Source organism: Bacteroides cutis, assembly GCF_900241005.1.
Classification (GTDB): domain Bacteria; phylum Bacteroidota; class Bacteroidia; order Bacteroidales; family Bacteroidaceae; genus Bacteroides; species Bacteroides cutis.
Map to the genome: position 1 here is coordinate 957,113 of NZ_OEST01000001.1, position 21,837 is coordinate 978,949.

The following is a 21,837-nucleotide window of genomic DNA, read 5'->3' on the forward strand; positions in this document are numbered from 1 at the left end:
GGTACCTTAGGCTTTTGAGAAAAAACAAGATAGAATGTGAAAAGTTCACGAGAGGATATGTTAAAAGTAAAAAGTGGCAAGATCACCTTTGTCATCTTACCACTTTGCCACTTTATTGTCTTTTTTGTATGATTGCTGTCCATCCGCCACCTGGAGCCATATATATACTTAATTTATCACTTGCTTTCACCGTACGTTTTTCTTTACGGTAATCGGTAGCTTCACGGTCGGCATTTATTCCATCGGAAAAAATTTCTGCTTCATAGTTACCTTCTCTAAGGAAAGAAAGGTCGATGGTATATTTGCGGGGTGTCCAGTTAGTCATTGCGCCTATATACCATGTATCTCCGCTTCTTCGTGCCAGAGCAATATGTTCACCAACCTCTCCGGCTAACGCTATTGTCTCGTCAAAAACAGTCGGTACTTTAGCTATAAAATCGGTACATTCCTGCTCTTTCATATATTTACTGGGACTGTCTGCCAGCATTTGTAACGGTGCCTCAAACACAGTGTACATAGCCATTTGATGCACCCGTGTACCTTGGCTCATAGGATGGTCGTTGATGGCGCGGAAAGTACTGCGGGTAGCGTTTGTCATAGCTCCCGGAGTGTAATCCATCGGTCCTGCAAGTTGCCGCAAATAAGGGGCGGTAACGTCATAACGGGGAAAATCATGGAGAGGAACATTGTTTACGATGGGTTCCCATTTGGCGTTTTCCAATCCTTTCACACCTTCAAAATTAAGTATATTGGGATAAGCACGTTGGATACCGTAAGGTTTTAGCCCATGCAGGTCTAGAAGTAGTTTATTGTTGGCTGCACAAACGGCTATTTGCTCTACGGATTCTATGACAGGTTGGTCATCACGGTCGAAGAAGTCGATTTTGAAACCTTTGATACCCATATTGGCGTAGTAAGCAAATGATTGTTCCATATTGGTAATGGCATTTCGCCAGCTTGACCAGAGAATAATACCGATTCCTTTCTGTTTTCCATAGTTAACGAGCTCTTCCAAATTGATATCCGGATTTAAATCCTCCAGAAGTGATTCTTTTCCACTCCAACCTTCATCGATGATGATATATTCCAACTTATTGGCAGCGGCAAAGTCAATGAAAGCCTTATAGGTTGGAGTATTCATGCCTGCTTTGAAATCTACTCCGGTCAGGTTGCAGGTATTCCACCAGTCCCAAGCTACTTTCCCGGGTTTTATCCACGAGGTATCGGCTAAGCGGCAGGTGGGAGCAAGTCGTTGTGCCATGTCATTATCAGCTAGTTGTGTGTCCTTTTCGGTGACGAGTACAACCCGCCAGGGGAAAGTACGGCGTGCATTGTTGGAAGAAGATGCTTCCCGTGCCGTACCGGGGATGCGCGCTATATAATCTGCGCGTTTGGTCGGTATACGGTTTAATCGGTTATGCCCGCCGATGGTTTCCTGTAGCGGGTAGGGGGCGAAGGTTGCCTGTAATCCGGTTGGTGTTCGGTTGTTCCGGATAAGAAACATACCCGGATAAACTTCTACTCCGGCTTCCATAATAATGGCTTTCTTCCCTTTTCCCAAATCGACCATTAGCGGAGTAGTGGCAAGCGAATCGGCAACCATTTCTGACAACTTGCTTTCATCGTAGTAAGACTCGAAAGAATAGCAATAGCGCTCTCCGTTTCGGTTATCATTAATGTAAGGGATAAATGCTTTGTAATCTTTATTGAAGTTGAACTCAGCCGTTTCACTTTTCACGAGGAACGGTTCCGCACGGTTAGAGATAAACCGGTAGGCAGCACCATCGTCATAAACCCGGAACTGAACGCTATATCCTCCTTTGCATTTAAGGGTCAGCTCATTATATATATCTTCCACACTTGCCTTTTTATAGAAAGGAGTGGTGAAAGTACTCTTGATGGATTTGCGCTCTGCCCGTGACACTTTCATGCTTTTGCCAAAAGTCATTTCTTTTCCCGTAGCTCTCATCTCCTGACCTTGCATGGCAATTACCGATGGTTGCAAGACGCCGGTACCGTCATGGTCTATCTTCCAATTCAGTGTCTCGCCTACATTCACGGTGACAACCAACTTGCCGTTGGGAGATTTTACATTATATTCTTGGGCTCCGACTATACTTAAACAGGCGAAAAGTAAATAAAGAACTGTAATGCCGGTATTTCTCATGTTGCTTTCTTATTTTAGAATTCGATTAATCGTTTCCAGTTCTTCTGTTGAGAACGTTGTATTTTCAATGGCTTTCAAATTATCTGCCAATTGCCCTACCGAACTTGCTCCGATAATGACAGATGTCACCATTTCGTCTTTCAAAATCCATGCAAGCGCCATTTCCGCGAGTGTTTGCCCGCGTTGGTACGCTACTTCATTCAGGGCTTTTATCTTTTTCAGGACCTCATCGGTCAATGCTTCTTTTTTCAGAAAAGCACCCTTTGCCATACGGGAGTCTTCAGGAATGCCATTCAGATAACGGTTTGTCAGCAGTCCTTGTGCCAGTGGTGAAAAAGCGATGAAGCCTGTACCGTTTCCTTTGGCTTGTTGCAAGATACCTTCTGTCTCCGGTTCACGGTTAAACATATTGTATTTACCTTGATAGAGCAGGCAGTGTACATCCCGCTTCTTCAGATAGCGATAGGCAAATTCGGCTTTATCTTTGGGATATTTGGAAATGCCTATGTATAGTGCTTTCCCTTGCCGCACAATGTCTACCAAAGTCTGGAGGGTTTCTTCAAGCGGTGTATTCGGGTCATAGCGGTGAGTATAGAAAATATCCACATATTCCAGGTTCATGCGTTTCAAACTTTGGTTGAGGCTACTCATCAGCGATTTACGTGATCCCCAGTCACCGTAAGGGCCGGGCCACATTTCATGTCCTGCTTTGGAGGAGATAAACAGTTCGTCCCGATAAGGCATAAATGATTTTTTCATAATCATTCCGAATGTCTCCTCAGCCGAACCGAAGGAAGGGCCGTAATTATTGGCGAGGTCGAAATGCGTGATACCACGGTCGAATGCATAGTGGGCCATAGCTTGTGAATTGGCAAATGTATTCACATCGCCGAAATTGTGCCATAGGCCTAATGAAATTTCAGGTAAGAGGATACCACTTTTCCCGCAACGGCGATACTTCATTCCGCAATCATATCTCTGGGGAGCAGGAGAATAAATAGGATTTATCATATTGATATTTTTTAAATTGAACAATTTGAATACTCAGTCATCCGTAAAGAATGACGATGTGACAAAAATAGGGAATTTCCTCGAAATCCACTTCTTTTTATTTATCCAAATGTGATAGATAACAACTAATACGGTGGATTGAAACAAATGATACTAAAATTGGATAAAATAATGCTATCCGATATCTTTCAAAGCGGTTATCTTTGCAAAACAAAAGTTTAATATCAATGAAAAACAAATTAATCATTATAGCGATGGTAACTTGCTTGGCATCTTGCGGCGGTAACAAGACAGAAGTATACAAAAATTCCGCAGCTCCTGTGAAAGATAGAATAGAAGACCTCCTCGGAAGAATGACGCTGGAAGAGAAAGTCGGTCAGATGAACCAGTTTGTCGGTTTGGAACATATTAAGGCAAACAGTGCCGTGATGACTGAGGAAGAACTGAAAAATAACACGGCAAATGCTTTTTATCCCGGTATTACGGAAGAAGACGTGGCAGCGTGGACAGAACAGGGGCTGATAGGTTCTTTCTTACATGTGCTTACTATCGAAGAAGCCAACTATCTGCAATCTCTTGCCATGAAGAGCCGTTTACAAATTCCCATCATTTTCGGTATCGATGCCATTCATGGTAATGCCAATGCGCCGGATAACACAGTATATCCCACGAATATAAACCTTGCTTGTTCTTTCGATACGCTGATGGCTTACAAGATAGCCCGCCAGACCGCCAAGGAAATGCGTGCCATGAATATGCATTGGACGTTCAATCCTAATGTGGAAGTAGCACGCGATACCCGTTGGGGACGCGTGGGTGAAACGTATGGTGAAGATCCTTATCTGGTAACATTAATGGGTGTACAGTCTGTCAGGGGATATCAGGGAAACTTAGATAGCGACGAGGACGTATTGGCATGTATCAAGCACTTTGTCGGCGGCAGCGAGCCTATTAATGGCACAAACGGTTCTCCGGCAGATTTGTCCGAGCGAACCTTACGTGAAGTCTTCTTTCCGCCTTTTGAAGCGGGAGTGAAGGCAGGTGCTTTATCTTTGATGACGGCTCATAATGAATTAAACGGTGTACCTTGCCATAGTAACGAATGGCTGATGACCGATGTGCTTCGCGGTGAATGGAAATTTCCCGGTTTTGTAGTAAGCGACTGGATGGATATCGAGCATATTCACGACCTGCATGCCACAGCCGAGAATATCAAGGAGGCTTTCTATCAATCTATCATGTCGGGCATGGATATGCACATGCATGGTATCCACTGGAATGAGATGGTGGTAGAACTGGTGAAAGAAGGCCGTATTCCGGAAGCTCGGATTGATGAATCCGTACGCCGTATTCTTGATATCAAGTTTCGTTTGGGACTGTTTGAGAAACCATACGCCGATGAAACTGAGAGCCTAAAAATCCGCCTTTGCGATGAACATCGCCAAACGGCTCTCGAAGCGGCCCGTAATGGAATTGTCCTTTTGAAAAATGACGGTGTACTGCCGCTGGATGCTTCTAAATATAAAAAGGTGATGGTGACCGGTATCAATGCCGATGACCAGAATATTCTTGGTGACTGGAGTGCACCGGAGAAACCGGAGAATGTAACGACTATCCTTGAAGGCTTGAAGATGATAGCTCCCGATACGCAATTTGATTTTGTAGACCAAGGGTGGGACCCGCGCAATATGAACCCCGAAAAGGTAGCCGAAGCTGCTGCTCATGCCAGGAATGCGGATCTGAATATTGTTGTTGCCGGTGAATATATGATGCGTTTCCGCTGGAACGACCGTACGGACGGTGAGGATACGGATCGTTCTGATATCGACCTTGTTGGTTTGCAGAACGAATTGATAGAAAAGGTTGCCGCTTCCGGTAAGCCGACTATCCTCGTATTGGTAAATGGGCGTCCGCTGGGAGTACAGTGGGCAGCCGAGCACTTGCCCGCCATTGTGGAAGCGTGGGCTCCGGGTATGCAAGGAGGGCAGGCTGTGGCAGAAATCCTATATGGTAAAGTAAATCCTTCTGCCAAGCTGGCTATAACAATACCACATAGTGTCGGACAGCTTCAGATGATTTATAATCATAAACCTTCCCAGTATTTCCATCCATATGTTGCCGGTAAACCGAGTACGCCGCTTTATCCGTTTGGTCATGGACTGTCCTATACCACCTATAAATATGAAGATTTGAAGTTGTCGCAGCAAGAAATCAGTAAGGACGGCAGTGTGGATGTCAGCGTAAAGGTTACGAATACAGGCGATCGTGATGGCGTGGAGATTGTACAACTGTATATTCGTGATAAGTTCAGTTGCGTCACCCGTCCTGTAAAAGAGCTGAAAGACTTTGCTCGTGTGGCTTTGAAAGCCGGTGAAAGTAAAACGGTAAACTTTAAGATAACTCCCGATAAACTCGCATTTTATGATATCAAGATGAATAAGATTGTAGAGCCGGGTGAGTTCATTGTTATGGTTGGTGCTTCTTCGGATGACAAGGATTTGCTGAAAGAGACGTTTGTGGTTAAATACTAATTTAGGGGCGTAGCGCCCCGGCAAGGTTTCCGTTCGGATGATAACATTTTAGGCGCGGATTTCGCGGATTAATAGGCAATGATTACATAAGAGAAAAAAATCGTGTAATCCGCGAAATCCGCGCCTAAAATAATATCACAACGCTACACCGCTAAATTCCCATTTGTAAGTTTAATGTCAATGAAAACAATTTATTCTATTATTACCCTTTTGCTTCTTACCCTTTCTCTTTCCGCTCAATCTGTCCGCGAACGGATACTTCTGGATGAGAATTGGCAATTCGCCTTCGGTAATGCTTCCGATCCGGCAAAGGATTTTGGTTGTGGAACAGAATATTTTAATTATCTGACAAAAGCAGCTTCCATTCATAATGAAGGTCCTTATTCTCCGAAATTCGATGCCGCCAAGTGGAATGTGGAATGGAAGAATGTGGATCTTCCCCATGATTGGGTAGTCGATTTACCATACGATTCATTGGCAAGTCATAGCCACGGTTATAAGACTGTCGGTTACAAATATCCGGAAACCAGTGTCGGTTGGTACCGGAAAACCTTCATTGTCCCGCAGGAAGACAAAGGCAAACATCTTTATCTCCAGTTCGACGGTATTTTTCGTGATGCCCGCATTTGGGTAAATGGCTTTTATCTGGGACATGAACCGAGCGGTTATGTAGTTCAAACATACGATATTACCGAATATCTGAACTATGGCAGTGAGAATTTAATAACCGTCCGTACAGATGCTACCCTTGAAGAAGGGTGGTTCTATGAAGGTGCCGGTATCTATCGTCATGTTTGGCTGAATAAAACGGCTTCGCTACATGTGGCGCCTTTCGGTACTTTTGTGTATACTAATTCTACTTATATCCCTGAAGAAGCTTTCATCAACGTGGAAACGACAGTGGTCAACTCCGGTTTGCAGTCCGCTACTTATTCTTTGCGCCACACTTTACTCACTGCCGAAGGAAAGGAACTCGGACAGAAGGAAGTGAAAGGGAAAGAACTTCTTGCTAAAGAAAGACATCGGACAACTGTTTCCTTATACCTTGCGGCTTCGAATGTGGAGAGCGGAGACATTAATGAAGACTATCACTTATGGACTCCCAATACACCTTATTTATATACCATGAAAACCGAAGTCTATTCAGGTGACAACCTTGTGGATTGCTATCACACTCCGTTTGGCATCCGTCAAATCGGTTTTGATGCAAATCGTGGCTTTTTATTGAATGGCCGGCCTCTGAAACTGAAAGGAGTAAATATGCATCAGGATCATCCCGGTGTAGGTACCGGTATCCCCGATGCCCTGCAAATCTATCGGTTGAAACAGTTGAAAGCTATTGGTTGTAATGCCTATCGTTCCTCTCATAACCCGATGACTCCTGAAATGTTGGATGCTTGTGACAGTCTGGGCATTTTAGTGATTGAGGAAAACCGTCTGACCGGAGTAAATAAGGAACACATCGATCTGTTGGAACGTATGATAGTTCGCGACCGTAATCATCCATGCGTCATTCTTTGGAGTGTGGGTAATGAAGAATGGGGCATCGAATGGGAGGAAACGGGTAACCGTATTGTGGCTACCATGCGTGAGTATTGCCATCGTATCGATCCCACGCGACTGATGACTGTGGCTTCCAGTGGTGGTCCCACCGTTTTGGCTCCGGCCGATGTGGCAGGTTACAACTATATTCTTCAAAATCCCGTAGATAAATATCGTAGTGAATATCCCGAACGTTGCGCCATTGGCTCGGAGGAAACTTCCGGTTGCGGTACACGCGGCATTTACTTCGATGAGACGGATAAAGGACTTATGGTTGCCCATAACCGTAAACCGAATGGTCGTGACAGTCTTCTGAATTGTATAGAGCGAGGTTGGAAGTTCTACGATGAACGCCCTTGGTTAGATGGGCTTTTCTATTGGACAGGATTTGATTATCGGGGTGAACCCAATCCGATGAAATTTCCCGCCACGGGTTCCCAGTTCGGTATTTTAGACTACTGCGGTTTCCCAAAGGATGAGGCTTTTTACTTGAAATCCTGGTGGAGGGAAGAACCGGTTTTGCATATATTTCCTCATTGGAATCTCCAAGGTCATGAAGGGGAAAAGGTTGATATCTGGGCATATAGTAACTGTGATGAAGTGGAGCTGATTGTAAACGGTAAAAAAATAGGCCGTAAGTCAATGCCTAAAAACGGACATTTATTTTGGACTGCTGTTTATGAGCCGGGTATGGTAAAAGCTATAGGCTATAAAAATGGTAAAAAGGTGATGACTCAAGAAATAGAAACTACAGGTGAACCTGCCCGTATTGTTCTGACTCCTGATCATTCTGTCTTTCGGAGTGATATAAAGAAAGATGTAGTTGTGGTTTGTGTAGAGCTTCAGGATAAGAAAGGGCGTTTTGTACCGACAGCTTGTAACGAGTTGGAGTTCACTGTTACCGGTCCGGTTCGTATTTTAGGAGTTGGCAACGGAAGTCCTGCTTATCAGTCTACCGAGCGGCCGTCGGATGTAAATGCACGGACTTATCAGGTGAAAACTTTCAATGGACTGGCCCAAATACTGTTGCAAAGTACCGGTGAAGAGGGAGAAGTTACGATGACTGTAAGTTCGGAAAATATCAATGATACTTTTTTAGTGTTGAAACATTGAAAAGAAAACAATGTAACCTTTCTTTTTTATTGGTAGTACAACTCGTAATTTTTTTCTTAGCATTTTATGGTAAGGGGATACTACCTTTTTGGAGAAGAAAAGTAGGGTGATTGAACAATTTATCCCCTTAAAAGAAACAAATAGTACCATATCCGGAAGAAAAAGAATGAGTATCTTTGTTGCATGATACTTTTTTAACCAATCGCCATGGAAAACCAAAACTACATTATGAGGGAAATAACCCCTTTGTCAGATCGGGACTGTTTTTATATAGCCGACAGACGTAAAAACGAGTTCACTTATCCCATTCATTGCCATGCGGAGTATGAGTTGAATTTTACGGAGCATGCTGCCGGGGTACGGCGCGTGGTAGGTGATTCCGCCGAAGTGATAGGAGACTATGATCTGGTATTGATTACCGGTAAAGAACTGGAACATGTTTGGGAACAACATGAATGTAAAGCCAGGGAAATCCGAGAAATAACAATTCAGTTTTCTCCCGATCTTTTTTTTAAGGATTTTATTAATAAAAATCAATTCGATAGCATTCGCCGGATGTTGGAGCGAGCACAGTGTGGACTGTGTTTTCCGATGCAGGCCATTATGAAGGTTTATAACTGGCTGGATCATCTTGCTTCTGAAGAACAAGGCTTTTATGCTGTGATGAACTTTCTGCGGATACTTTATGAATTGTCTCTTTATGACGATGCCCGCGTGCTGTCAAGCTCTTCATTTGCGAAAATAGAGACTTTCTCCGACAGCCGGCGTGTACAGAAAGTACAGAAATATATAGCTGATCATTATCAGGAGGATATCCGCCTGAGCGTTTTAGCCGATATGGTCGGGATGACTCCGGTTTCTTTCAGCCGCTTCTTCCGTCTGCGAACCGGAAAAACGCTCTCGGATTATATCATTGATATCCGTTTGGGATTTGCTACCCGGTTGTTGGTAGACTCTACGCGTACCATTGCGGAAATTTGTTATGATTGCGGTTTTAATAACCTTTCCAACTTCAACAGGATGTTCAAGAGGAAAAAAGGATGCTCGCCGAAAGAGTTCAGAGAGAATTATAGAAAGAAGAAGATTGTGATATGATAAGATAGTATCATTTGCTTTTAGAATGAGTGGCTATCTTTGCAGAGTTGGGAAATGATAAGTTCTCATTTGTCTGATTAAAATTAAATCTAATATGATGAAAAGAGTTTTCTTTTTTTCCTTTTTCTGTCTGTTGTGTGCATGGACCTCAATAGCACAAGTGCGCGGTAACGAAATCCGTGTATTGGTTTCGCCCGATCATACGGATTGGATGTATCGCCTGAATGAAAAATGTACGTTTACCGTACGAGTGTTGAAAGCGCAGAATTTGTTGTCGGATGTGAAGATTGATTATGAGCTCGGTCCGGAAATGTATCCTGTGGAAACCAAGAAGTCTGTATGGCTCAAAAACGGAGAGCTGAAGTTGCGGGGTACAATGAAAATTCCCGGTTTTTTCCGCTGTAAAGTCACGGCACATGTAGGAGACCGGACATACGAAGGGCTGGCAACAGCCGCATACGCTCCGGAACAATTACAACCGATAACAGAATTGCCTGCCGATTTCAGCGATTATTGGGCAAACACGTTGAAGTCTGCACGAGAAACTCCTTTAAATCCGTTGATGACTTTATTACCCGAACGTTGTACGGAGACAGACAATGTTTATCAAGTCAGTTTCCAGACTAAACCGTGGGGCGGCCGTTTTTATGGTATTCTCAGTATTCCTAAAAAAGAAGGAAAATATCCGGCTCTATTGCGCGTGCCGGGTGCGGGTGTACGCCCCTATACAGGCGATACCTATACTGCTCCGGGAAAGATTATCACATTGGAAGTCGGTATTCATGGCATTCCCGTAACGATGGAACAGGGCGTTTATGATAATCTGGCGAACGGAGCTTTGGCCAATTATTGGACATTCGGGCGTGATAATCGGGATAGAAGTTATTACAACCGGGTGGTAGTAGGTGTGTTGCGTGCTGTGGATTTTATTTGCTCGTTACCGCAATATAACGGTAAGGCATTAGGTGTAACAGGTTCCAGTCAGGGAGGAGCCCTTTCCGTGATAACCGCTGCCTTTGACGCGCGTGTCACTTTCTTGGCTGCCGTTCATCCTGCTTTGTGCGACCACGAAGCATATTTCAAGAAGCGTGCCTGCGGTTGGCCTCATTATTTTTATTATTATGGTACTCCCGGTGAAAATGAGCTCAAGACAATACGTTACTATGATACGGCAAATTTTGCCCGTCAACTGAAAGTTCCTGGTTGGTTCAGTTGGGGATATAATGACGAGGTTTGCCCTCCTACTTCCATGTATGCGGCCTATAATGCGATTACAGCTCCCAAGGAACTGCATCCGTATCTGGAAACCGGTCATTATTGGTATCAGGAACAATGGGACGAGTGGTTGGAATGGTTACGTAAGCAATTGGGAGTAGAACGATGAAGATATATTTCTTTTTAGTAGCTTTTGTGTCCCTTCTTTTGGGGGCCTGTACACCCGAACCTGTCGGGACATCATTTATAACGGTCAGTCCCGACGGCCAATTCATGCGTTACGGAAAACCATATTATTATGTGGGCGCTAACTTTTGGTACGGTGCCATCCTCGGATCAGAAGGTGAAGGCGGTAATCGTAAACGCCTGCACAAGGAATTGGATTTCTTAAAAAGCATTGGAGTGGACAATCTGCGTGTGTTGGTGGGAGCAGATGGTGAAAATGGGGTGAAAACCCGCGTGGAACCCTCTTTGCAGACGGCTCCCGGCGTTTATAATGATACCATCTTAGACGGATTGGATTATTTTATGAATGAACTGCGTAGACGTGATATGACTGCCGTCCTTTACTTGAATAATTCATGGGAGTGGAGTGGCGGATATTCTATGTATTTGCAATGGTCGGGACATGGTAAAGCGGTGATACCCGCTGTAGATGGTTGGCCTGCCTATAATAATTATGTGAAGCAGTTTCATCAATCGGATAGCGCGAAGGTATTGTTTGCCAATTATGTCAAGGATATCGTAACAAGAACTAATAGGTATAACAAGATAAAGTATGTAGACGATCCCACTCTCATGTCTTGGCAGATTGGTAACGAACCTCGCGCTTTTTCTGATGAGAACAAAGAGGCTTTTGCACGCTGGATGACCGATGTAGCGGCACAAATCAAGTCACTCGATCCAAATCATCTGGTTTCATCGGGGAGTGAGGGAGCGTGGGGATGTGAGGGGGATATCACTCTTTATGAGAAAATTCATTCAGACCCGAATATCGATTATCTGAATATTCACATCTGGCCCTATAACTGGAGTTGGGTGAAAGCCGACAGCTTGCAGGAACTTTTGCCACAGGCAAAGATAAATACCAAAGAATATATTGACGAGCATCTGGCTATTGCCGGCAAGTATAAAAAACCGTTGGTTCTGGAAGAATTCGGCTTTCCGCGTGACGGTTTCCTGTTCTCAAAAGAAACATCGACAACGGCTCGTGATGAATATTATAGTTATGTATTCGACCTTATTCGTCAGGAATGTGAAAACGGCGGACTGTTTGCCGGATGTAATTTCTGGGCATGGGGAGGTTTTGCGGAGCAGGCTCCTGGACATATCTATTGGGAAAAGGGAGATGATTATACAGGTGACCCTGCACAGGAGGAACAAGGTTTGAATTCTGTTTTTGCTACGGATAGTACCGTTGGAATTATCAAAAGCGAAAACGAAAAACTGAAATAAAGAATAAAAGATTTAATGGGAAACTTGAACGGAAAATAAAAAACAGAAATAAAATGAGAAGCATTATCAACATTTTTGGGGCAGTCTGCCTTTTGGCTGCAATGTTTGGATGTGGTGCAAACTCTTCTAAGAAGACCGCTTCGGAAGAGACAGTGAAACAATTACCCCGCCTGTCCGTTGTCGGTACGCAACTGATGAATGAGAATGGTGATACGGTTGTGTTGCGCGGTGTCAGTTATGGCTGGCATCAATTCTGGCCTCGTTTTTATAATGATTCTACAGTGGCTTATTTTGCCAAAGATTGGGGAGCGCAAGTTCTCCGGGCTTCTATGGGAGTAGATTTGGATAGTGCCTGCTATGTGTATCAGCCTGAATTCGGTATTGAGTGTGTCACCAAAGTGGTGGATGCGGCCATAAAGAATGATGTTTATGCCATTATTGACTGGCATAGTCACAATCTTCGCCAAAAAGAAGCGATTGAGTTTTTTACTCAGATGGCTACTCGGTATAAGGGCGTTCCCAATGTGATTTACGAAATCTACAACGAACCGGTAGAAGATAGTTGGGAACAATTAAAGAGTTATTCTACTGAAGTAATCAAAGCGATACGTGCCATAGAACCGGATGCCGTTATTCTTGTGGGTTGTCCGCATTGGGATCAGGACATCCATCTGGCAGCAGACAATCCTATTAGCGGATATGATAATATAATGTATACCCTTCATTTTTATGCCAATACTCATGGACAATGGTTACGCGACCGTGCAAACTATGCTTTAAGTAAGGGGCTTCCTGTTTTTGTGTCCGAATGTGCCGGAATGGAAGCCAGCGGTGACGGATCCGTCAATCCTGAGGAATGGCAAAATTGGCTCGACTGGATGCAGAAACATGCTATCAGTTGGGCGGCATGGTCTGTTTCCGATAAAGACGAAACCTGTTCCATGCTTCTTCCATCGGCTTCTTCAGGAGGTAATTGGAAAGATGAAGATTTGAAAGAGTGGGGACGTATTGTTCGTAACGAGTTGAAAAGGTTAAGTTAGAGTTCTATATAATAGTTGTTGTTTATATGAGCCATGTTTATTGTCACAGTTTTGTAATAATAAACGTGGCTTGTTAAATGAGTATCATTTTCGGATAAAATGGTGTCTGTTTTATTCTCTTGTAAGGTTTAAATTTGCATTCGGGAAATAGAAGAATAGTAAATTTATATATTAACCATCTAATAAAATGAAGGAATTCAGCCTATGGGAAAAGAAACAATGATGTATCTATCGTTTTATTCAAGGTCTACTCTATTTTAAAAAAGTTAGCCTTATACTTTTAAAGGGCATTACTTGCCGGAAATGCTTGAATGCCATATCATTAATCTAAGAAAAATACAAGTATGAATTTAAATTTCAGAAAAACAGCATTGCTTTTGGGAGTATGCTCGTTTTGTAGTTTGGGCTATACACCTCATGCTTTTGCCGCATCAGTCGATGCAATGGAGGTAGTACAGCAAACAAAGAAAATTACAGGTACTGTTAGCGATGCAATGGGACCGATAATAGGTGCCAATGTGTTGGAGAAAGGTACGACAAACGGTATGATTACTGATATAAACGGTAATTTTACTTTGAATGTGGAACCGGGTGCTACACTCGTTGTCTCTTTTATCGGTTATGTGACTCAGGAAATTAAAATCACTAATCAGACCAACTTGAAGGTTACATTGAAAGAAGACAGTGAAATGTTGGATGAAGTAGTGGTTGTGGGATATGGTACGATGAAAAAGAGTGACCTTTCCGGTGCGTCGGTTTCTATGGGTGAAGATAAAATCAAAGGTTCTATTATAACCAATCTTGACCAGTCATTGCAAGGTCGTGCAGCTGGTGTGACGGCAGTACAGACTTCCGGTGCTCCGGGTTCTTCTTCCTCTATTCGTGTACGCGGGCAAGCCACTATCAATGCAAATGCCGAACCACTGTATGTGATTGACGGTGTGATTGTACAAGGACAAGGAACATCCGGTTCCAGTTTTGGTTTGGGTGATGCACTGGGTAATGGTTCCGTATCTACTATCTCTCCATTATCAACCATAAATCCTTCGGATATTGTAAGTATGGAAATCCTTAAGGATGCTTCTGCTACCGCTATTTATGGTGCTCAAGGTGCTAATGGTGTGGTTCTCATTACTACCAAACGGGGTAAAGCGGGTGAAGCCAAATTTACGTACGACGGAATGATTGCGGTAAATCGTCAGGAGAAACGTCTGGACTTGATGAACCTTCGTGAATATGCGGGATATTATCAAGACTTTGTAACAGACGGTCATATCAGTTCTCAGAATGCGGACGTCCATTATAGTGATCCCAGTATTCTTGGTAAGGGAACCAACTGGCAGGACGCTGTATTCCAGACCGCTTTACAGCATCAACATCAAGTCTCGGCAGAAGGTGGTACGGAGAAAGTGAAATATTATGTATCCGGTAGCTATATGAATCAGGAAGGTACTATCATCGGTTCCCAGTTTGAACGTTTCAGTGTACGTACTAATCTTGATGCACAGTTAAAGAAATGGTTGAAACTCGGTCTTTCTGCTACATATAGCAGCACGGACGAAGATTTGAAACTGGCTGATTCAAGTGAAGGTATCATAAACTATTCACTCACAACATTGCCTGATATACCTATTTATGATGTTTATGGTAATTATGCTTCGGAAGTACGGGAGGGGTGGACTTCTCCAAATCCCGTAGCGATGGCTATGCTTAATGAAATTAACTTGAAGCGTCAGAAATTGACCGGTAATGTCTTTGCCGACATCACACCTATAAAGAATTTGACATGGCATGCCGAACTGGGTTATGATATTTCCGCTTCAAAAGGTTCGCGTTTCTTACCTACGGTAGATCTTGGCGGTTGGACGCGTGACAGTAACACGAGTTCTATCCAAAAGAACTCAAGTAAATTCTGGCAATTAAAAAACTATGTAACTTATAATGGAGAGGTCGGTAAGCATCACTTCACTGCCATGGTAGGTCAGGAATGCTGGGAATCTTCATACGATTTCAATAGTGTGACAAATACGAATTTACCTTCCAATACCATTCACAACCCGGCGCTTGGACAGGGTACGCCATCTATCAATGCTGGATTTGGTAGTAGTGCGATGGCTTCTTTCTTCACTCGTGAAACTTATAACTATGATGACCGTTATTATGCTACATATACTTACCGTTATGATGGTAGTTCCAATTTTGGGCCTAACAACCGTTGGGCGGGATTTCATTCTTTAGCGGGTAGCTGGCGTTTCACCAATGAGAAGTTCATGAAGAACGTGGCATGGATAAGCAATGGCAAGATCCGTATCGGTTGGGGACAAACCGGTAATGCTAATATCGGTGGCTCAACCTGGCTTACTACTATGAGTCGTATGCCGACCGGACTTGGCTTGAGTTATCGTCCTGCCAATATAGCCAACGAATCAGTGAAATGGGAAAGTCAAGAACAATGGAATATCGGACTTGACCTCGGTTTCCTGCAAGACCGCATTAACTTGACGGTAGACTGGTATCGTAAAGAGTCAAAAGACATGTTGATGACTATGCAGTTACCTTCATACATGGGTACTCAGGGAAATGCTTCTTCTGCCCTTACTGCTCCTAAAGGAAATTATGGTAAGCTGCGTAACTATGGTTTCGAAATAACTCTTAATGTGCGCCCCGTTGTAACCAAGAATTTTGATTGGGATAGTGATATTCAATTCTCTGTAAACCGCAATAAACTTGTGGGGCTTCAGGGAACGGCAAGTGCTGCAATCGTAGGTTATGGACAGTGGTCGGATGTTGTTTCAATGTCAACGGTGGGCGAGAGCCTTTATAACTTTTACGGATATGTGGTAGAAGGTGTTTATAAAGATTTCAATGATATTATCAATTCACCTATCAGTGATAAGGCTCCGCTGAATGCAGATGGAACCATTTGTACCGATCCTTCCAAATACAACAAACAGAATACTGTTTGGGTAGGTGACCTTAAATTTAAAGATGTCAATGGTGACGGTAAAATAACAGAAGCTGATAAAACGAATATCGGTTCACCTCTGCCTAAATTCACTTTTGGATGGACTAATACTTTCCATTATAAGAATTTCGATGCATCCATCTTTATCAACGGAAGCTATGGCAATAAGGTTATGAACTATACCTCCATTAGTTTGACGGCTATGAAAACCGCATGGTCTAACCAACTCAATACCATTGGCAGTCGTGCGCAACTTAGCATGATAGATGGCTCGAAAAATTATGCGGCAGGAACGTATTGGTATAATGATATCTCAAATATCAAGGTTATCAACGCCGGAACATCCATTCCGCGTGCTGCCATCAATGATCCTAATGACAATGACCGTATCAGTAGCCGGTACATTGAAGATGGATCTTATATCCGCTTGAAAAATATCTCTTTAGGTTATACATTCCCCAAGAAGTGGATCAGCAAAATCGGACTGTCGAATCTTCGTGTTTCGGCCAACATACAGAATTTGCTTACTATCACAGGTTACGATGGCTATGATCCTGAAATCGGCGCAAGTACGTCGGATATGAATGGATATGTATTTGGTATGGATAACGGACGTTACCCTTCCCCTACGACTTATTCTTTTGGATTAAATGTTTCATTCTAACGCCAAATATTAGACTATCATGAAATTAAGAAATATAAAATATTTAATGGCTGCTCTCCTGGTGGGTGCAAGCACTGTATCGTGTGAAGATTTTCTGGATCGTCCCACAGAAGATAGCCCTACTGTGAAAACCTACTATGAAACCGATGACCAATGTATATCGGGGGTAAACTATCTTTATAACTCTCCTTGGTATGATTTCCAGCGCGGTTTTTTTAAAGTTGGCGAGGTATTATCGGGAAACTACTATTGGGGATCGTCTCCTTATCTTACATTTACAGTGAACTCTACCGATGAAGACCTTCGTAATATGTCTTATTCGCTGTGGGCGGTAAACGGACATGCTTCTTCCGTTTATAATAATATCCAAGCTTCTGTCGGTCCGAGTGAGAGTGTCAAAAATCAGACTATGGGTGAATGTCTCCTTTGGAAAGCTATGGCTTATTTCTACCTTGTCCGTACTTTCGGAGATGTGCCTATTATTCATGACCTAAATTCGGTTATAGAAGAGGGTTCTTACAACGAACAGTATAAAGTTCAGAAAGCTGATGTCTATGAATATATCATCATGACACTGGAGAAGGCCATTGAACTACTACCCAAACAATGTTCAAAAGGACGTTTGGATAAGTATTGTGCTAAAGGACTTCTTGCGAAAGTATATCTCACAAAAGCCGGTGTAAGTGGTAAGCTCAATAATGATGACCTCCAGAAAGCTGCGGATTATGCAAAAGATGTGATAGATAACTCAGGTCGTGGGTTGATGGAGAACTATGCGGATATTTTTCGTTTGAAGAATAACACATGTGATGAGAATATGATTGCATGGCGTTGGACTGCCGATGGAGAAAACTGGACGCGTCAGAATTCTTTGCAGAGCGACCTTGCCATGGTGGGATTTGATGAGTTTGGTGATTGTTGGGGAGGATATGGAGGTCCTTCTATAGATCTTCAGGAAGCTTTTGGAGTGAAACCTACCGAAAATCCGGCTTCACGTAGCGATGGGGATGCCCGTCGTAAAGCTACTATGATGATGGCAGGTGATGTTTATGAATATTTTTGGCAAGATAAAGGTGGTTTCGACTATCTGAAATTTATATATAACGTAAACCCGGATGGATATACCGGTAAAGATCCCTATGGGAAAGGGGGGCCGGGCAAGTTGCAATCTCCTACGGGAGCCAATGAAGTGAAACATCTTTATGGTAATGCTGCTGACCATTTGGCTGCTACCGGTGTATCTGCCATGAATATGGCAAGTTCGCTTTGTACTCCCATTCTTCGTTTGGCAGATGTTTATCTTGTATTTGTAGAAGCGAAAGTGTTGCTTGACGGAGGTACTACAACTGATACTAAAGCGCTCAAGGTGTATGGTCAGGTACGTGGACGCTCTGTTCCTTCTTATTGGGCAAAAGAGAATACATCGGTTACATTTGCCGATGTATGGAAAGAACGCAGATTGGAATTGGCCTGTGAAGGAGATCGTTGGTATGATTTTGTCCGCTTGTCGTACTATGATACCAAAGCAGCTATCGATGAAATCAAGATGCAGAAACGCAATGCTTGGTGGAATCTTGATAAAACTTATGAAACTTATGCGAAAAATAGTTCTTGGTCGGTAAATGAGGATGAATGTATTTACGACAACGAGACTGCCAGACCCAATGTTACCGCATCCAGTTTCACCATTCCATTCCCGCAGGAAGACCTTGTATTCAATTCTCATCTTAGCGAGGATGCTATTCATGTGGATGTTCGTGCTACATACAGTTATTAATCTTACTATTTGGAAAAAATGAAAATATTAAATCATAACATATCAAAATGGTTAGTACTTCCGGCTGTTACAATGATGGCTTCCTTTATGGCATCTTGCGAAGATCAGCCCGATAAGTTTGAACTGACCGGTGGGGTTCCTACCATAGAATTTGTACGTGTACCGGATGCCGCAAGCTCCGATTCTATCATTACGGGAGCTTATCTCTCCTCGACAGTATGCCTTGTGGGCGAAAACCTTACGAGTATTAAGGAGATTTACTTCAATGACAAGAAGGCTGTGCTGAATACAAGTTATATCACCGGCAACTCCTTGCTGGTAGATGTTCCAGGAACAATCCCTGTTGAAGTGACTGATAAAATGTATCTTATAACTGCCGGGAACGATACCGTGAAATATCCTTTTAAGACCCTTGTTCCAGCTCCAAGTATTGTTACGATGAACAATGAGTATCTGGAAGGTGGCAAGCCTGGAAAGATTATAGGAGACTATTTCGCTGATAATGATGAGGTACCTTTGCAACTTTCAATTTCGGGGCAACCTGTCGAAATTGAAGGATTTGACCAGTATAACATCAACTTTACGATGCCCGAAGGGTTGGAAGAAGGACAGATTACGGTAACTACCCGTTATGGAACAACCATCTCCAAATTCCATTATAAGGAAAGCCGTAATATGTTGTTCGATAACTGGGGAGCTGTTGATGAACCCGGTACAGGGTTGGCTAACAATGGTTGGGCCACTCCCCATGTGATGAACGATGAGTACTCCATTGCAGGTTCTTATTATCAGATGGGTGACGGTACTACTGAAATTGATGAGTCTGCTACTAATCAGTGGCCGCAGAATCTCTTTGAGTTCGATTATTGTCCCGGTTCATGGGATACTCCTGAGAAATTTGAAGGTGAAGGTGCATCTATACGTTTAAGTACTCTCTTCAATGTTGAAGATTGGAAAAACATGGCTCTTAAGTTTGAGTTATATGTTCCTTCAAGCAATCCTTGGAGTTCGGGTGCTTTGCAGTTGATATTCTCTGGTGATGATCAGATAACTGTCGGTACGCAAAATAACCTTTGGTGGAGAGATCAGGCGGATGATGCCGCAGGTAAGGGATATCCAGAGGCTTATGCCCGTGCGTTGTATCGCCCGTGGACCACTGCTGAGGGTAAGACATTTGATACAGGTGATGAATGGATGACTGTGGCAATTCCTCTCGAAACGGCATTTACTTATTATCTTGACGGTTCTTCTGCAAAGACATTACTTGATGAGAAACATTTTACAGGGTTCACCATGATGCTTTATAGCGGCGGTGTTTCCGGTACTCTGTGTAAACCGATTCTCAAGATTGATAATATGCGTGTAGTACCTTATAAATAATTAAGTCATTAATTTAAAAAACAAGAATGACAATGAATTTGAAATACAGATTTTCTACCATACTGATGTCGTCTCTTTTGCTTGCAAGCGGTCTGTTTGTGGCTGCTTGCGGTGACGACGACCTTGACAACATGCAGACCTCCGTTAATGGAGTTACTCTGAAATCGTTTGGTCCATGTCCTCTTACACGTGGTGAGAGTATGGAGGTGATAGGCGTAAACCTTGGGAAAGTGAGTAAAGTACTGTTCCCTAAAGGTAATCAGCGACTTTATGACACGAAAACTTATGAGGAGGCGCAATTTTCGCTGAATACGGACGGGAAGCTATCGGTCACAGTTCCCGATGAAGTAGTTCCCGGTAAACTTCGCCTTGTGGTGGGTTCGGATACTATCGTTTCCAACAGCTTTGTCAGCTTTAAAGAAGAGGGTGTCATTAAAAATGTGGAACTTTCATCCACTGATGTGCGGGCAGGGGATATAATCACTGTTAAGGGTGAATATGTCTGGAACATGATTTATGCCACATTTGCCGATAATGTAGTGGTATATGCCGAAGACTTCCTGAAAAATACGCGTAATGAAATTCAGATTGCCGTACCTGCTGCTGCGGTAAGTGGTGAAGTTACCTACTATGATGGCAATGCCAATGAAATTCAACAGCCTCTTATTGAAGATTTGCAAATTCGCCAGGCCACAGTAGAACGGCTTTCCAACGAAAGTCCTGAGTTGGGTGAGGAAATTACCATTTTTGGTAAAGACCTCGACTTGGTGGGATGCGCCAATTTCCCTTTTGTGGATTCTGTGAAAGTGGTAGTGAACGAAGCCGGTACGGAATTAAAGTGTATAGTACCTTCGAAGACGACCCCGGGTGATATCAATCTGGCTCAGTATTCAGGAAAGAAAATTTCCGTGCCCTATACTCCTCTTATGATAGAAGTATCGGGAGTGACGCCGAAAGAAGACCTTAAAGCAGGCGACCGGGTAACAATTACCGGTACCCGTCTTGATAAGGTTCAGTATATTCTGTTGCCCGGTGATCTTGCATTGGCATCTGATGAATTTAGCGGTTCTGCTACGCAAATCACATTTACCGTACCCGAAGGTATGGCCGATGGTGAGGTGAAAGTTGTACAGCATGAGAATTACAGTCTCGTCACTGAGAAGATTGCAATGCATCACGAGGGTGCGGAACTGACGATATGGAGTGGAAAGAAAGTGATTGGTAATTGGGACGTTACTATGGATGCCCTTTCTTGGAGCGGTGGCGCAGAACTTTGGCCTACTGTACAGCCGGGACAGGTTATGTCGATTTATGTTACAGTGAATGAGGGGGTGAATGACGCAAAAATTCGTGTAGGTAATGGAAGCTGGGTTGCACTTCCGGGGACAAGTGATCTGAATGACCTTGTGCCGGGAGATAATGTAATTCGCATTACTCTTACTGAAGCAATGATTAATGAACTTGTAAATAACGGTGGATTGGTTCTGTGTGGAGCATACTTTACCGTGACTTCGGTTACGCTTTCCTTACTTGAAACGGTAATTTGGAGAGGTTCTTGGAATTGTTCGGGTGGAACGTGGGCTGGAAACCAAGATCTTGCTTATGGAGCTTATGATTGGTCAACATTCCAAGAAGGACAAAAAATTGTCTTCACGTTTGATTCGGCAGATCCTACCACTGGTTGGGGTTGTATCAGCCCTCGTATGGGTGGTAATAGTTGGGCAAATCTATCAGTTTCTCAGATAAATTTTACTCCAAGTGCTGAAGAACAATCTATAGAATTTATTCCTACAGCGGATGATATCGCTCATCTTCAGAATGATGATGGTCTTGTTATTACCGGTGATGGGTTTATTTTGAAGAAAGTGTCTATTAAGTAACG

At 43.2% G+C, this 21,837-nt stretch carries 12 protein-coding genes; 10 read left to right on the plus strand and 2 right to left on the minus strand.

What is annotated here, in order from left to right; genetic code table 11:
* Positions 1 to 112: 112 nt before the first annotated feature.
* Both C1A09_RS03730 and C1A09_RS03735 read right to left on the minus strand, forming a co-directional pair.
* Positions 113 to 2,167, minus strand: coding sequence for a retaining alpha-galactosidase (locus C1A09_RS03730; RefSeq protein WP_101542355.1), 2,055 nt, complete (start codon positions 2,165 to 2,167; stop codon positions 113 to 115).
* A gap of 9 nt (positions 2,168 to 2,176) precedes the next feature.
* On the minus strand, positions 2,177 to 3,178 hold the full coding sequence (locus C1A09_RS03735) for an aldo/keto reductase (protein WP_101542356.1): 1,002 nt from the start codon (positions 3,176 to 3,178) through the stop codon (positions 2,177 to 2,179).
* Positions 3,179 to 3,405: 227 nt separating this feature from the next.
* Here C1A09_RS03735 and C1A09_RS03740 point away from each other — a divergent pair, with 227 nt between their 5' ends.
* The 10 genes from C1A09_RS03740 (at position 3,406) to C1A09_RS03785 (ending at position 21,835) form a co-directional block, all read left to right on the plus strand.
* A complete protein-coding gene (locus C1A09_RS03740; RefSeq protein ID WP_101542357.1) occupies positions 3,406 to 5,709 on the plus strand; it encodes a glycoside hydrolase family 3 N-terminal domain-containing protein in 2,304 nt (767 codons plus the stop codon).
* Positions 5,710 to 5,889: 180 nt separating this feature from the next.
* Entirely contained in the window at positions 5,890 to 8,364 is a 2,475-nt protein-coding gene (gene galA, locus C1A09_RS03745) for a beta-galactosidase GalA (RefSeq protein WP_101542358.1), read from the plus strand.
* A 207-nt stretch (positions 8,365 to 8,571) separates the two neighbouring features.
* A complete protein-coding gene (locus C1A09_RS03750) occupies positions 8,572 to 9,459 on the plus strand; it encodes a helix-turn-helix domain-containing protein (RefSeq protein WP_101542359.1) in 888 nt (295 codons plus the stop codon).
* A 97-nt stretch (positions 9,460 to 9,556) separates the two neighbouring features.
* A complete protein-coding gene (locus C1A09_RS03755; RefSeq protein ID WP_101542458.1) occupies positions 9,557 to 10,843 on the plus strand; it encodes an acetylxylan esterase in 1,287 nt (428 codons plus the stop codon).
* Positions 10,840 to 12,129 (plus strand): glycoside hydrolase 5 family protein, encoded by a 1,290-nt coding sequence (locus tag C1A09_RS03760; RefSeq protein ID WP_101542360.1) that lies wholly within the window; start codon positions 10,840 to 10,842, stop codon positions 12,127 to 12,129. Before C1A09_RS03755 ends, C1A09_RS03760 begins: the two co-directional genes overlap by 4 nt.
* A 53-nt stretch (positions 12,130 to 12,182) precedes the next feature.
* Positions 12,183 to 13,169 (plus strand): glycoside hydrolase family 5 protein, encoded by a 987-nt coding sequence (locus C1A09_RS03765; protein WP_101542361.1) that lies wholly within the window; start codon positions 12,183 to 12,185, stop codon positions 13,167 to 13,169.
* A gap of 344 nt (positions 13,170 to 13,513) precedes the next feature.
* Positions 13,514 to 16,798 (plus strand): SusC/RagA family TonB-linked outer membrane protein, encoded by a 3,285-nt coding sequence (locus C1A09_RS03770; RefSeq protein ID WP_101542362.1) that lies wholly within the window; start codon positions 13,514 to 13,516, stop codon positions 16,796 to 16,798.
* Between the two features lie 19 nt (positions 16,799 to 16,817).
* A complete protein-coding gene (locus C1A09_RS03775; protein WP_101542363.1) occupies positions 16,818 to 18,575 on the plus strand; it encodes a RagB/SusD family nutrient uptake outer membrane protein in 1,758 nt (585 codons plus the stop codon).
* An 18-nt stretch (positions 18,576 to 18,593) separates the two neighbouring features.
* Positions 18,594 to 19,955 (plus strand): glycan-binding surface protein, encoded by a 1,362-nt coding sequence (locus C1A09_RS03780; RefSeq protein ID WP_101542364.1) that lies wholly within the window; start codon positions 18,594 to 18,596, stop codon positions 19,953 to 19,955.
* A gap of 32 nt (positions 19,956 to 19,987) precedes the next feature.
* A complete protein-coding gene (locus C1A09_RS03785) occupies positions 19,988 to 21,835 on the plus strand; it encodes an IPT/TIG domain-containing protein (RefSeq protein ID WP_145998967.1) in 1,848 nt (615 codons plus the stop codon).
* Positions 21,836 to 21,837 lie beyond the last annotated feature (2 nt).